Source organism: Pseudomonas sp. C9-3 (assembly GCF_032392015.1).
In the GTDB taxonomy this organism is placed as follows: Bacteria; Pseudomonadota; Gammaproteobacteria; order Pseudomonadales; family Pseudomonadaceae; genus Pseudomonas; species Pseudomonas nitroreducens.
Genome location: NZ_CP135919.1, coordinates 4,139,998 through 4,152,670, shown reverse-complemented (window position 1 = coordinate 4,152,670; position 12,673 = coordinate 4,139,998). Strand labels below are relative to the sequence as shown.

13 protein-coding genes are annotated in these 12,673 nt (G+C 64.9%); 6 read left to right on the top strand and 7 right to left on the bottom strand.

All coding sequences use genetic code 11. The features are described from left to right. Positions 1-78: 78 nt before the first annotated feature. The 5 genes from RS899_RS18925 to RS899_RS18905 form a co-directional block, all read right to left on the bottom strand. Complete coding sequence (locus tag RS899_RS18925) at positions 79-939, bottom strand: pirin family protein (protein WP_315807829.1); 861 nt, start codon at positions 937-939, stop codon at positions 79-81. A gap of 140 nt (positions 940-1,079) precedes the next feature. After that, complete coding sequence (locus RS899_RS18920; protein ID WP_054911122.1) at positions 1,080-1,892, bottom strand: MlaA family lipoprotein; 813 nt, start codon at positions 1,890-1,892, stop codon at positions 1,080-1,082. Positions 1,893-1,896: 4 nt separating this feature from the next. Further along, complete coding sequence (locus tag RS899_RS18915; protein WP_313464066.1) at positions 1,897-3,246, bottom strand: alpha/beta fold hydrolase; 1,350 nt, start codon at positions 3,244-3,246, stop codon at positions 1,897-1,899. Between the two features lie 85 nt (positions 3,247-3,331). Next, on the bottom strand, positions 3,332-3,817 hold the full coding sequence (locus tag RS899_RS18910; protein WP_315807828.1) for a GNAT family N-acetyltransferase: 486 nt from the start codon (positions 3,815-3,817) through the stop codon (positions 3,332-3,334). A gap of 70 nt (positions 3,818-3,887) precedes the next feature. After that, on the bottom strand, positions 3,888-4,454 hold the full coding sequence (locus RS899_RS18905) for a hypothetical protein (RefSeq protein WP_315807827.1): 567 nt from the start codon (positions 4,452-4,454) through the stop codon (positions 3,888-3,890). Positions 4,455-4,565: 111 nt separating this feature from the next. On the opposite strand from RS899_RS18905, the gene RS899_RS18900 reads away from it, so the two are divergent. Continuing rightward, positions 4,566-4,931, top strand: a complete 366-nt coding sequence (locus RS899_RS18900) for a hypothetical protein (RefSeq protein ID WP_233300322.1) — start codon at positions 4,566-4,568, stop codon at positions 4,929-4,931. A 1-nt stretch (position 4,932) separates the two neighbouring features. Here the strand turns inward: RS899_RS18900 and RS899_RS18895 are convergent, their stop codons facing one another. Next, positions 4,933-6,489: a glycosyl hydrolase family 17 protein gene (locus RS899_RS18895; RefSeq protein ID WP_315807826.1), complete on the bottom strand. Its 1,557-nt coding sequence runs from the start codon at positions 6,487-6,489 to the stop codon at positions 4,933-4,935. 74 nt (positions 6,490-6,563) lie between these two features. Beyond that, the gene (locus RS899_RS18890) at positions 6,564-6,776 is read right to left on the bottom strand and encodes a DUF2061 domain-containing protein (protein ID WP_024763444.1); all 213 of its coding nucleotides are present in this window, start codon (positions 6,774-6,776) and stop codon (positions 6,564-6,566) included. 285 nt (positions 6,777-7,061) lie between these two features. Between RS899_RS18890 and RS899_RS18885 the strand changes: the two genes are divergently transcribed. The 5 genes from RS899_RS18885 to RS899_RS18865 all read left to right on the top strand — a co-directional run bounded on the left by RS899_RS18885 (position 7,062) and on the right by RS899_RS18865 (position 12,581). Further along, positions 7,062-7,916: a glycine betaine ABC transporter substrate-binding protein gene (locus tag RS899_RS18885; RefSeq protein WP_054911116.1), complete on the top strand. Its 855-nt coding sequence runs from the start codon at positions 7,062-7,064 to the stop codon at positions 7,914-7,916. Positions 7,917-8,128: 212 nt separating this feature from the next. Further along, positions 8,129-8,440: a DUF485 domain-containing protein gene (locus RS899_RS18880; protein ID WP_024763446.1), complete on the top strand. Its 312-nt coding sequence runs from the start codon at positions 8,129-8,131 to the stop codon at positions 8,438-8,440. Continuing rightward, a complete protein-coding gene (locus RS899_RS18875; RefSeq protein ID WP_054911115.1) occupies positions 8,437-10,092 on the top strand; it encodes a cation acetate symporter in 1,656 nt (551 codons plus the stop codon). Before RS899_RS18880 ends, RS899_RS18875 begins: the two co-directional genes overlap by 4 nt. A gap of 75 nt (positions 10,093-10,167) precedes the next feature. Continuing rightward, positions 10,168-11,958 carry a DUF294 nucleotidyltransferase-like domain-containing protein gene (locus tag RS899_RS18870; protein WP_315807825.1) on the top strand — a complete coding sequence of 597 codons (1,791 nt, stop codon included), beginning with the start codon at positions 10,168-10,170 and terminating at the stop codon, positions 11,956-11,958. After that, complete coding sequence (locus RS899_RS18865; RefSeq protein ID WP_024763449.1) at positions 11,955-12,581, top strand: 3'-5' exonuclease; 627 nt, start codon at positions 11,955-11,957, stop codon at positions 12,579-12,581. The genes RS899_RS18870 and RS899_RS18865 overlap by 4 nt, the downstream gene beginning before the upstream one ends. Positions 12,582-12,673: the final 92 nt, after the last annotated feature.

The following is a 12,673-nucleotide window of genomic DNA, read 5'->3' as shown; positions in this document are numbered from 1 at the left end:
ACCCATCATTTTTCCGGCCGCTCCGGACGATGGGTATCGCAAGCTCCACCCATCCTACGAAAGCTCATCGGGCTTCAGTCAGACCGCGAAAACGCCATCGCGGTAGTCGCGCAGGGCCTGCTCGATTTCCTCGCGGCTGTTCATCACGAACGGGCCGTACTGCACGATGGGCTCATTGAGCGGCTTGCCGGCCAGCAGCAGGACGCGCGCGCCCTGGTCGCTGGACAGCTGGATCTCGTCGCCCTGGCCCAGGCGCACCAGGCGGTTGGTGGCGATGTTCTCGTTGCCGCGCTCGCCCGGTACCTGCAGCGAACCCTCATAGACGTACAGCATCACCCGATGGCCCGCCGGAATCTGCGGAGCCACCGAAGTGCCCGCCGGCAGGACCAGATCGTAATAGTGCGGTTCGGTGCCCGGACGCTGCACCGCGCCATCGACGGCGGTCTCGCCGTCGTCGAAGCGCCCGGCGATCACGGTCACGCCCACACCTTGCCCGGTGGTCACGCGCGGCACGTCTTCCGGCTCGATATCGCGGTAGCCGGCCGGGGACAGCTTGTCCTTCGCCGGCAGGTTCAGCCACAGCTGGAAGCCACGCATGGCGCCTTCCACCTGCTCGGGCATCTCGCTGTGGATGATGCCGTGGGCCGCCGTCATCCACTGCACGCCGCCGGGCTTGAGCAGGCCGGTATTGCCCAGGTGGTCTTCGTGGCGCATGCGCCCTTCGAGCATGTAGGTGACGGTCTCGAAGCCGCGGTGCGGGTGCGAGGGGAAGCCGGCGATGTAGTCGTCGGGGTTCTGTGTGTCGAACTGGTCGAGCATCAGGAACGGATCGAAGCGTTCGATGCCCGCACCGCCAATGACGCGGGTCAGGCGCACGCCGGCGCCGTCGGAGGCCGGGTGGCCGATGTGCTGGTCGATCACGGTACGTAAACGGGTCATGGGGACCTCCTTGATCTGTGAATGGAGATCATCCTAGTCCCAATCGATGGATCAATGGTTGCGAGTTTTTCAGCTTACCAATCGATAAAATAGATGTATTAATGAAAAGAAAACCGCCGCCCAAGGGCGACGGTTCCGATTCACTCCTGAATCTGCAGGCGCCGGGCTTCGGTATAGAAGTAGCGCAGCTTCTCGTACTCGAAGGGCGTGTTCATCTGCCCGTAGCGGAAGCCATTGCTGTAGCGCTTGTCGATGATCTCCAGCACCGGCAGTTCCCAGTACTCGCGGCTGATCTCGGAGTAGTCCAGGTAGTTCACTTCGCGGGCGGCGACGAAGTCGGTGACCAGCCCGCCGGTGTCGCGCAGGTTGGACGGGCCAAGGATCGGCAGCATCAGGTAGGGGCCATCGGGGACGCCCCAGTAGCCCAGGGTCTGGCCGAAGTCCTCGCTGAGCTTGGGCAGGCCCATGGCGGTGGCCGGGTCCCACAGGCCGCCGATGCCGAAGATGGTGTTGAACAGCAGCCGCGCGGTGCTGTTCGCCGCGCGCTGGGGCTTGAGCTGGGCAACGCTGTTGAGCAGCGTCGGCACTTCGCCCAGGTTGCTGAAGAAGTTGCTCACGCCAGTACGCACGAAGTGCGGGGTGACGTACTCGTAGCCATGCACCACGGGCAGGAAGACCCACTCGTCGAAGCGGTAGTTGAAGTGATAGACCCGACGGTTCCACGACTCCCAGGGGTCGTAGACGTTGAGCGCGTCGAAGGTGGCGCGCTCGAACTCGCGCTGGTCCAGGCCGGGGTTGAACTTCAGCGCGTCGAGCGGGTGCTTGAAGCCGTCGTCGTCCGGCGCCATGTCGAACTTGGTGGTGATGGGCGTCTGTACCGGTTGCGCGGTCTCGGCCTGGGCGACGCCGCAGGCCAGCAGCAGGGCAAGAGTCCAGGAATGGCGGAGTGGCATGGAGTCAGTTCCCTGTCTGCGCGGTGGCCAGGCCGTCGGCCGGGGCACCCTGTCCCTTGAAGAAGCCCAGCATGTCCTGGGCGTTCACGCGGTAATTGAGGTTGCCGCAGTGGCCGCCGCGCGGGTAGAGCGTCAGGCGATCACCAAAGGTGCGGCGCAGGAAGCCGATATCGCCCGGGCCAAGGATGACGTCGTCGGCGTTGTGCATGACGGCGATCTTCGGGCTCTGCTTCAGGTAGTCCTGGACCCCATACAGGCTGACCTGGTCGACCAGCTGCGGGAGGCTGCCGCCGTCGTACTTGGCGCGCCATAGCGGCATCAACTGGTCGGTCATGTAGCACTCGAAGTCGCACTGCATGGCGCGCTTGAAGAACGGCGTCAGGCTGGTGCCTTCGGTGATCGGGTACTTGGGCGGAGTGATCAGGCCGCGGCGGTTGATCAGGTCGGAGGTGAAGGCGATGTCGGCGGAGGAGAAGCGGAACACCGCGCCGATCAGCATCGCCATCTCTTCATTGGAGAGGTGTTGCTTGGACTGCTGCAGGTCGAAGAGGAAGGCGTCGTTGAGGTCGACGTAGCCCTTCTGGTTGAAGTAGCGGGTCAGCTTGGCCAGGATCACCTGGTAGAAGGTGTTGGTGTCGTTGATGCCCTTGACCTGGGTCTGCACCAGCTTGTCGAGGTTGCTCACCGAGGTGTAGAGGTTCACCGGCGGGTTGAGCAGCAACACACGCTTGAAGTTGAAGCTGCGGCGGGTTTCGTCGAGCTTGCTGACAAAGGCTGCGTGCAGCGCGCCCAGGCTGTAGCCGGTCAGGTAGTAGTCGCTGACAGGCAGGTCCGGATGCTGCGCGCGCACCGCCTGCATGACTCTGTACAGGTCGTCGGCATCGTCGGGCGTGTAGCCGGGAGTGGCGACGTGGGAAGCGCCGACCATGAAGTCCCAGCTGGTCGGCGAGGACAGTTGCACCACGTGGTAGCCGGCGCCGTAGAAGAGGCGCTTGAGGTACTCCGGCGTCGTGCTGGCATAGTTGGCGCCGGTGCCGGCAATGATGAATACCAGCGGCGCCTTGTGGTTCTGCCAGGCCAGGCGGTAGTGCAGCTTCTTCACTGGCCAGAAGTTGCTCGGTAGCTCGTACTCGCGCTCGGGGCGCAGCTTGAGTGCGTAGTCCGACTGGCGGATGTCCTCGTCCGCCGGCAGTTGCGGGCGCAGCTCCGGCGGGGTGGTGGCGATGGTCGCCTCGAACGGGTTGATCAATGGGTAGCCGTAGCTGGCCTGATCCACATCGCGGGCAAATGCCGGCCCGGCGAGTCCCAGTGCGAGGCAACCGATCAGGGCAGCCACGCGGTCAAGAAATGTCATGGTTCGGAGTCCTTTCAAGAGGAGGCCAACTCAAAGGTGACCGGCGATTAAGACCAGCACATTTCCGACAAGTGCAACTTGCTTGTCAGCCTTTGCGCGCGAGGTCCCCGAGTGCGTCACCGGTTAGACGATAGACGCTCCATTCGTCCTGTGGGCGCGCGCCCAGGCTGCGATAGAAACCAATGGCCGGTTCGTTCCAGTCCAGCACCGACCATTCCAGCCGGCCACAGCCACGTTCCACCGCCAGCCGCGCCAGCTCCGTGAGCAGCGCCTTGCCCAGGCCGGCGCCACGCGCGGCGGGGCGCACGTAGAGGTCTTCGAGGTAGATGCCGGGCTGGCTCAGCCAGGTGGAGTAGTTGTGGAAGAACAGCGCAAAACCCTGGGGCGTGCCGTCCACCTCGCCGATCAGCACCTCGGCGTAGGGGCGCGGGCCGAACAGGTGGTCGTGCATGCGCTGGGCGTCGGCCTTCACCTCGTGGACCAGCTTTTCATAGTCGGCCAGCTCGCGGATGAGGTCGAGAATCAGCGGGATGTCGTCGGGGACGGCAGGGCGCAGGGTGGCACGAGGCATCGGTAATTCCTTGCAGGGCGGGATCGCAGCGAGGATGCCCAAAGGCAGGCGCGGCTGGCAACCGGGCACTTCAGTAATGCTCCAGGCTTTCCACCCAGACCAGCTCGCAGGCGCCGGCGCCGGTGTCCTCGCGGGTCAGCGAACTGATCCAGCGCCAACCATCATCGCCCTCCACGCGTACCAGCTTGCCGGAGAGGCGAATGTGCTCGCCGGCGCTGACCTGGGCCAGGGTGCGCGCCACGTCGTCATTGGCCGGGATCATATGCATGTTGGCGGCATGGGTCTCCAGCTCCCGGCGGGGAATCGGCAGCTTGTCGGCGTGCCAGTAGAACCAGCGGTTGCCCTGGGTGATACGGATATCGGCCAGCACGCGCGGATCATCCATCGGCCCCCAGCCCAGGGCGAGATCGGTGGGCGACAACTCCGCCTCGCGACCCAGGCGGTAATCCTCGCGGCCCAGCACGCGCGCCTCGATGCTGAAATCCTCCAGCGGATAGATGGAATAGCGCTCCAGGCGGAAACCGCCATTGGCCAGTGTCTGGCTTTGCTGCTGCGGCGCCTGGGGACGCTCGGTCGGCCAGAGCCACCAGAAGCTGCCCGCCAGGCAGGCCAGCAGGAACAGGGTCGATCGTTTCATCGAAGGCTCCATTACTGGGCGAAGTCTAGGCTGCAACCGGCCCCCCTTGCATCGGCCCTTGCGCTGGTTATGCTGGGCGCCGATTTCCCGCCTGCCCGGAGTAGTGGCGCCATGTCCCGTCGTTTGCCCCTGATCCTCCTGCTGCTCGCCCTGGCCCTGTGGCTGGCCGCCAGTTATGGCGTACGTTTCGGGCTGATGGAGGATGGCCGCTGGGTCGGCATCTGCGCCGACGAGGCCGCGCGCTGGGAGTGCGGCGTGCGTTCGCAGCTGGGTTGGGCGATCCACTTCGGCGTATTCGGCAAGCTGGCCCTGGGGCTTTCGCTGCTGGCCTTCTTCGTGCCGCGTCAGGCCGGCTGGTGGCTGGCGGTGCTGGCGATGCTGGTCACGCTGCCGGCGCTGGTGCTGTACAACGCCGGGCTCGCGGTGTTCGCGGTGGTATTGGCCGGGTTGCGCCTGGTGCGGGCAGCAGGACCCTGATTCAGGCCTTTTGCGGCGCCAGCCGTCCGCGTAACAGTGCGCCGAGCAGGAGCAGGCTCACCGCTGCCCAGCCCAGTGCCTGGAGATTGCTCAAGCCTTCCAGCGCCAGCTGTGCGGGAATCCCGGCGGCAATGATCAATGCCAGCAATAGTGCTTCTCGACGTGGTGTCGCAACCGGCCGGCACAGATAGACCAGCGCCGGGAACAGCAGTGCCGCGCTGGGGAAGCTGCGGTAGCGCGCGTCGAAGACCATCCCGAGCATCAGTACCGCGCCAGCGAAACCGGCCGCCGCCAGCCACAGGCCGGCGTGGCGCTGCAGCCAGCCGAACGCCTTCGACCGCCAACCCGCGCGGGCTGACAGCGCCAGGCTGATGTGCAGCAGCACCAGCAGGTTGAGGCCCACCAGTGCCGCCGACCAGAGCCACTCGCCCCAGAAGCGGCTGGTGATCACCGACAGCTCCAGCCACAGGCCGATGCAGCCGGCGCCGAGTGCGCCAGCCAGCGGCAACAGGAAGGCATGGCGGGCAGAGGCGGGGCGGCCGCCGACCAGCAATCCAGCGAGCAGGATCACGCCGGAAAGTCCCAGCCAAAGCGGCCAGCCCGGCAGGTTGCTGACCGGCCCGGCGAGCACGCCTTTCTCCTCGCGGTCGGCGCTGAACACGCCCCAGTAACCGCCCACCGCGCCTTCGCTCTGGCGTTTCCAGGGCTGGTCGAAGGCTTCGATCAGGTTGTAGCGCCAGCCTTTCTCCTCCGCCATGTGCACGAAGCCGCGGATGAAGCGCGCCTCGTTGACGCGACTGGGCAGGGCGGTTTCGCGCTGGCGGCCTTCGCTGGGCCAACCGGTTTCGCCGATCAGGATGTCCTTGGGGGCGAACTCGCGGCCGAAGTCTTCGCGGATCTTCGCCACGTGGGTGAGTGCATCGTCGATCCCGCTGGGATTGTCTTCCCAGTACGGCAACAGGTGGATGGTGACGAAGTCTACCGCCGGGGCGATCTCCGGGTGCTGGTGCCAGAAGTCCCAGACGTCGGCGTAGGTCACCGGTTGGCGCACACGAGCCTTCACCTTGTGGATCAGCCCGGCGAGGTAGCGCCCGGTAACTTCCTTGCGCAACAGGGTCTCGTTGCCGACGATCACCGCCTGTACCACGTCCGGGTACTGGTTGGCCGCCTTGATCAGCGCCTCGACTTCCCTATCGGTATCCACCGGGTTGGCATTGACCCAGGCGCCGAGCATTAGCTTCAGGCCGTGCTTGCGCGCCAGCGCCGGGATGCCTTCCAGGCCGGTCATGGAATAGGTGCGCACGCACTCGAAGCGCGTTGCCAGCAGCGCCAGGTCGGCGTCCATCTGCTCAGGGCGCAGGACGAAGGGCTGGTCGAAGGGCGACTGGTCCTTGGCGAACGGGCTGTAGGACGCGCATTGCAGCTTGTGTGTGGGCGTGGCCGCGTCGGGCAGGGCCACCGGTTTGCCCAGGCCGTACCAAAGGCCGCCGAGGGCGATCAGGGCAAGCAGCAGGGCGAGAAGGTAGGGGAGAAGCGGAAAGCGCGAGGACTGGGGCATGGGGGCACGCGAACCGTGGCGAGGCGCGCATCTTAGCAACGCCGCTCGCCGCCGTCAGTGCCCGTGCGAGGCGTTCACGCGTGGCGGTGAATCCAGTTGTGCGTCGGCTGGGCCGCGTTGCCCTCGATACGCTTCCAGAACTTCTCGTGGAAGTGGAAGCCCACCGCGTTGCACAGCGGCTCGACGATCGCCACCAGGCCGCCCACGGTGATGCTGCCGGTCAGCGCGTAGGCGACGCTGAAGGCGATGGCGAAGTGCATCAGGGTGAAGGTGACGGTCTTGAGCATGGTGGCAATCCTCCAGTCGAGAATGATTCTCCGTTGCTGAAAGACTACTGCGCGGGAACCCCGCCGGGTAATCGAGCCTCTGTATGGAGGCGATAGGCCGGCACCTTCGTCGCGGATGGAATGGCGCGGTCGTGGATGGACGGATTCTGTCGTGGATCGGACCGTTTGGCGTCGTTCTCAGAGCAGTTCGCCAGCAGCGGGCGCCGATCATGAAAGGGCGGCCAAGACCGCGAATGGCGCCGGGTCCACTCGGACGCCGCAACGAAAAATCACGGGGAGAAAACCATGTCTATGATGCGACGCCTGTTGGGCCTTGGCGCAGGGCTGGTGCTGTCGGCAGCGGCCGGGCTGGCCGGTGCGGCGGCCAAGCCGGAAATCACCATCGGTTACGTGGACGGCTGGTCGGACAGCGTGGCCACCACGCACGTGGCCGCCGAGATCATGCGCGAGAAGCTCGGCTACCAGGTCAAGCTGATGCCGGTTGCCGCCGGGATCATGTGGCAGGGCGTGGCGCGCGGCAAGCTCGACGCCATGCTCTCTGCCTGGCTGCCGGTCACCCACGGCGCCTACTACGAGAAGATGAAGGACAAGGTCACCAACCTGGGCGTGAACTACCCGGGTGCGAAGATCGGCCTGATCGTGCCCGAATACGTGAAAGCCAACAGCATCGAGGACCTCAAGGCGCAGAAGGATGACTTCGGCGGCCGCATCGTTGGCATCGACGCCGGCGCCGGGGTGATGCTCAAGACCGACCAGGCGATCAAGGACTACGGCCTGGACTACAAGCTGGTAGCCAGTTCCGGCAGCGGCATGATCGCCGAGCTGACCCGCGCGGAGAACGACAAGAAGGCCATCGCCGTCACCGGCTGGATTCCGCACTGGATGTTCGCCAAGTGGAAGCTGAAGTTCCTCGAAGACCCGAAAAAGGTCTACGGCGAAGAGGAGCATGTCGACAGCGTCGCCAACCCGGCGCTGGAGAAGAAGGCGCCGGAAGTCTGGGCCTTCCTGAAGAAATTCCAGTGGAAGGACGGCCAGGAAATCGGCGAAGTCATGCTCGCGGTGCAGAACGGCGAGAAGCCGGAAGTGGCCGCCAAGAAATGGGTCGAAGCGCATCCGGATCGCGTGAAAGAGTGGCTGTGATCTTCTAGGCCGAACTGACGCGAGCAACAGAAGAATCCCCCGCGAACGCCATCGTTCGCGGGGGATTTTTTTATTCCGAGGCGTCTATTCCGGGCTTGTTCGCAAGAGAGGGCAAATCGCTACGACTAAAGTCGTCTGGAGCGCTTGCAGCGGACACATAAATTAGGGATCGACGACATCCGCGTCATCCCCGCTGTGAGGACAAGAACAAAATGAACGACAGCATCTACCAGCGGATTGATACCAATCCGCGCTTCAAAGAGTTGGTGGCCAAGCGCGAGCGATTCGCCTGGCTGCTCTCCCTGATCATGTTGGGCCTGTACGTGGTCTTCATCCTGCTCATCGCCTTCCAGCCGCAGCTGCTCGGCGCGAAGATCAGTGCCGATTCGTCCGTCACCTGGGGCATCCCCATGGGCGTCGGGCTGATCCTCTCGGCCTTCGTGCTCACCGGTATCTACGTGCGCCGGGCGAACGGTGAATTCGACCGCCTCAACCAGGAAATCCTCAAGGAGGCCCAGCAATGAAAGGCCGTATCGCCGCGGCCCTCGCGCTGGCCGCATTCGCTCCCGCACTCTGGGCTGACGCCCTCACCGGCGAGGTACAGCGCCAGCCGCTGAACGTTTCCGCCATCGTCATGTTCGTCGCTTTCGTCGGCCTGACCCTTTGCATCACCTACTGGGCCTCCAAACGCAGCAAATCCGCCGCTGACTTCTACACCGCCGGCGGTAGCATCACCGGCTTCCAGAACGGCCTGGCGATCGCCGGCGACTACATGTCCGCCGCCTCCTTCCTCGGCATTTCCGCGCTGGTGTTCACCTCCGGCTACGACGGCCTGATCTACTCCATCGGCTTCCTCGTCGGTTGGCCGATCATCCTTTTCCTGATCGCCGAACGCCTGCGCAACCTGGGCAAGTACACCTTCGCCGACGTGGCGTCCTACCGCCTCAAGCAGAAGGACATCCGCACCCTGTCCGCCTGCGGCTCGCTGGTGGTCGTGGCCTTCTACCTGATCGCGCAGATGGTCGGCGCCGGCAAGCTCATCGAGCTGCTGTTCGGCCTGAACTACCACGTCGCCGTGGTCCTGGTCGGCATCCTGATGGTGCTGTACGTGCTGTTCGGCGGCATGCTCGCCACTACCTGGGTACAGATCATCAAGGCCGTGCTGCTGCTCTCGGGCGCTACCTTCATGGCGATCATGGTGCTCAAGCACGTCAACTTCGACATCAGCACCCTGTTCTCCGAAGCCATCAAGGTCCACCCGAAAGGCGAGGGCATCATGAGCCCCGGCGGCCTGGTGAAGGACCCGATCTCCGCGTTCTCCCTGGGCTTCGCGCTGATGTTCGGCACTGCCGGCCTGCCGCACATCCTGATGCGCTTCTTCACCGTCAGTGACGCCAAGGAAGCCCGCAAGTCGGTGTTCTTCGCTACCGGCTTCATCGGCTACTTCTACATCCTAACCTTCATCATCGGCTTCGGCGCGATCCTGCTGGTCAGCACCAACCCGGACTTCAAGGACGCCACCGGCGCCCTGCTGGGCGGCAACAACATGGCCGCCGTGCACCTGGCCGACGCCGTGGGTGGCAGCCTGTTCCTCGGCTTCATCTCCGCTGTGGCCTTCGCCACCATCCTCGCGGTGGTTGCCGGCCTGACCCTGGCCGGTGCCTCGGCGGTTTCCCACGACCTGTACGCCAGCGTGCTCAAAGGTGGCAAGGCCAACGAGAAGGATGAGCTGCGCGTGTCGAAGATCACCACTATCTGCCTCGGCGTGGTGGCCATCGTCCTCGGCATCCTGTTCGAGAAGCAGAACATCGCCTTCATGGTCGGCCTGGCCTTCTCCATCGCTGCCAGCTGCAACTTCCCGGTACTGCTGCTCTCCATGTACTGGAAGAAACTGACCACCCGTGGCGCGAAGATCGGCGGCTGGCTCGGCCTGATCACCGCGGTGACCCTGATGATCCTCGGCCCGACCATCTGGGTACAGATCCTCGGCCACGAGAAAGCCATCTACCCGTACGAGTACCCGGCGCTGTTCTCCATGGCCGTGGCCTTCATCGGCATCTGGTTCTTCTCCATCACCGACAAGTCCGCCGCTGCCGACGAGGAGCGTGCACGCTTCTTCCCGCAATTCATTCGCTCGCAGACCGGCCTGGGTGCCACTGGCGCCGTTGCCCACTGATCGCTTGAGCTAACCTGCCGGGGCCGGAGGTGGAAACACCTCCGGCCCTGCTTTTTTGACAGGGATGGATAACGGATGTCCGACGATTTCAACTTCACCTCGCCTCCCTTCGATCAGCTTCGCGCGCTGGAGCGCGAGCAGCTGCGCGATGCATTGAGCGTGGGTTACTACACGGTCGACGAAGTACTGCTCGAGGCCGGTGCGCCGGTGCCCTGCCTGTTCGTCCTGCTGAAGGGTGTGATCGAAGAGCGCGGCGAGGACGGCAGGCTGTTCGCGCAATACGGCGCCGAAGACCTGTTCGATGTTCGCGGATTGCTCTCCGGCAGCAGCAAGCACCGATACCAGGCAGTGGAAGAAAGCATCGTCTACGAACTGCCCGCCGCGGTATTTCATCAGCTCTGCGCGGACAATCCCGAGTTCGCGCGATTCTTCCGCGCGGACCTGGCCAGCAAACGCCAGCTGGAGCGTCGCGACGGACAGAACCTGGCCGAATTCATCCTCACCCGCATCGCCCCCGAACACCTGTTGCCGGCCATCGAAGTCGAGCCCACATTGCCGCTGGGCGATGCGGCGCGCCTGCAGCTGAGCCGCGGTGCCGATGCCTTGCTGGTGCGCGAGGACGGTGCGCTGGGCATCGTTACCCGCACCGACCTGATGACCGCACATTTCCGCGATGGCTTCAGCGAGGCGCAACCCATCGGCCCGCTGGCGCACCGACCGCTGAGCCATGTCGAGCTGGGTGACTTTCTCTTCGACGCGATGATCGTCATGACCCGCCAGCGCATCGAGCGCGTGGCGGTGTGCGAGGCGGGCAGGGTGGTTGGCCTGCTCCACCTGACCCAGGTGCTCAGCCTGTTCTCCACCCATTCCCATGTGCTGGCGCTGCGCATCGCCCGCGCTGAAAGCGAAGCCGAATTGCGCGCCGCTGCGCAAACCCTGCACACCCTGATCGCCACGCTGGCCGGCAATGGCATCCGCCTGCGCTTCATCATGCAACTGGTCAGCGCGCTCAACGAACAACTGCTCGAACGCCTCTTCGAACTGCAGGTACCGCCGGTGCTACGCGGTCGTTGCTGCCTGCTGGTGATGGGCAGCGAAGGGCGCGCGGAACAGCTGCTGAAGACCGACCAGGACAACGCCCTGATCCTCGACGACGGCCTGCCGGTGGAGCAGGGGCTGTTGCTGATGCAGCGTTTCTCCGCCGCGTTGCTGGAGTTCGGCTATCCGCCGTGCCCCGGCGGCGTGATGGCTAGCCGGCCGGAGTGGTGCAAACCCTTGTCGGAGTGGCAGCGCGAGTTGCGCGAGTTGCCGTTGCAGGGGCGCCCGGAGCAACTGCTGCGCCTGTCGATTCTTGCCGATGCCTGGCCGGTGGCGGGCAACCGACGGCTGTTCGACAGCCTGCGCGAAAGCCTGGGTGAGCTGGCTGGCGACAGCGGCCGCTGGATGAGCGACCTCGCCTTGCCGGCGCTGCAATTCGACACACCACTGACCTTCCTTGGCCAACTCAAGACCCAGGATGCGCAACTCGACGTGAAGCGCGGCGGCATCTTCCCCATCGTCCACGGCGCCCGCGTGCTGACCGTGCGCGAAGGCCTGGAGGAGCGCGGCACGCTGGGCCGGCTGACTGCGCTGAAGGCGCTCGGCGTGCTGGACGAGTCGCTGGTGGACAACCTGGTCGAGTCCTTCGAGCTGTTCCTTCAACTGCGCCTGCGCCAGCAATTGGACGGCAAGCGTGACGGTCGCGAGCAGGGGCTCGATGTTTCTCGGCTGAGCCGCCACGAGCGCGACCTGCTGCGCTTCGGCTTGCACACGGTGAAGAAGTTCAAGCAGAGCCTGACCCGCCAATTCCATCTGGAGACCCGATGAACGCCTGCGTCGCCGCCCCCGATCCGCATTGGTCCGCCTGGCGCCGTCGCCTCTACTGGTGGCGGCATGATCCGGCCGAGGCGGAGGAACTGGTGTCGCTGGACCTGGAAACCACCAGCCTCGATCCGCGCAAGGCCGACATCCTCAGCATCGGCGCCGTGGTGATCCGCCGTGGCAAGCTGATCCTCGGCGAACGCCTGGAGCTGCTGGTGGAACCGCCGCCATCGCTGGACGGCGAGTCGATCCGCATCCACAAACTGCGCCGCGCTGACCTCGAAGGCCAACTGCCGCTGGCGGAGGCGCTGAAACGGGTACAGGCGTTCATCGGCGACCGCCCGCTGCTGGGTTACTACCTGTCCTTCGACGTCGCCGTGCTGCGCCGGCATCTGCGCGAGCAACTCGGCGCGCGGCTGGACAATCCCCGTGTCGAGGTCTCCGAGATCTACCACCGCAAGATGAGCCGGCGTTTTCCTGACCTGCACCTGGACCTGCGTTTCGACACCCTGGCACGCAACCTGGAAATCCCCATCGAAGGCCGCCACACCGCCATCGGCGATGCGCGCACTGCCGCGCTGATGTTCCTGCGCCTGCGCAAGGGCTCATTACCCCGCGATTTGAGCTGATCCCGGCGGCGCGCAGATTCTTTGAATCTTCCGCGCAGCTGCCCGGTCGGAACTCATAAGCGCTGGCCAATCGCATCCCGCGAGCCATCGCC

Excerpts from the sequence above, each read along its gene's own strand:
- RS899_RS18895 (WP_315807826.1), bottom strand. The coding sequence starts at position 6,489 with ATGCCCCAGTCCTCGCGCTTTCCGCTTCTCCCCTACCTTCTCGCCCTG.
- RS899_RS18890 (WP_024763444.1), bottom strand. The coding sequence starts at position 6,776 with ATGCTCAAGACCGTCACCTTCACCCTGATGCACTTCGCCATCGCCTTC.
- RS899_RS18910 (WP_315807828.1), bottom strand. The coding sequence starts at position 3,817 with ATGCCTCGTGCCACCCTGCGCCCTGCCGTCCCCGACGACATCCCGCTG.
- RS899_RS18925 (WP_315807829.1), bottom strand. The coding sequence starts at position 939 with ATGACCCGTTTACGTACCGTGATCGACCAGCACATCGGCCACCCGGCC.
- RS899_RS18920 (WP_054911122.1), bottom strand. The coding sequence starts at position 1,892 with ATGCCACTCCGCCATTCCTGGACTCTTGCCCTGCTGCTGGCCTGCGGC.
- RS899_RS18875 (WP_054911115.1), top strand. The coding sequence starts at position 8,437 with ATGAAAGGCCGTATCGCCGCGGCCCTCGCGCTGGCCGCATTCGCTCCC.
- RS899_RS18900 (WP_233300322.1), top strand. The coding sequence starts at position 4,566 with ATGTCCCGTCGTTTGCCCCTGATCCTCCTGCTGCTCGCCCTGGCCCTG.
- RS899_RS18885 (WP_054911116.1), top strand. The coding sequence starts at position 7,062 with ATGTCTATGATGCGACGCCTGTTGGGCCTTGGCGCAGGGCTGGTGCTG.
- RS899_RS18915 (WP_313464066.1), bottom strand. The coding sequence starts at position 3,246 with ATGACATTTCTTGACCGCGTGGCTGCCCTGATCGGTTGCCTCGCACTG.
- RS899_RS18870 (WP_315807825.1), top strand. The coding sequence starts at position 10,168 with ATGTCCGACGATTTCAACTTCACCTCGCCTCCCTTCGATCAGCTTCGC.
- RS899_RS18905 (WP_315807827.1), bottom strand. The coding sequence starts at position 4,454 with ATGAAACGATCGACCCTGTTCCTGCTGGCCTGCCTGGCGGGCAGCTTC.
- RS899_RS18880 (WP_024763446.1), top strand. The coding sequence starts at position 8,129 with ATGAACGACAGCATCTACCAGCGGATTGATACCAATCCGCGCTTCAAA.
- RS899_RS18865 (WP_024763449.1), top strand. The coding sequence starts at position 11,955 with ATGAACGCCTGCGTCGCCGCCCCCGATCCGCATTGGTCCGCCTGGCGC.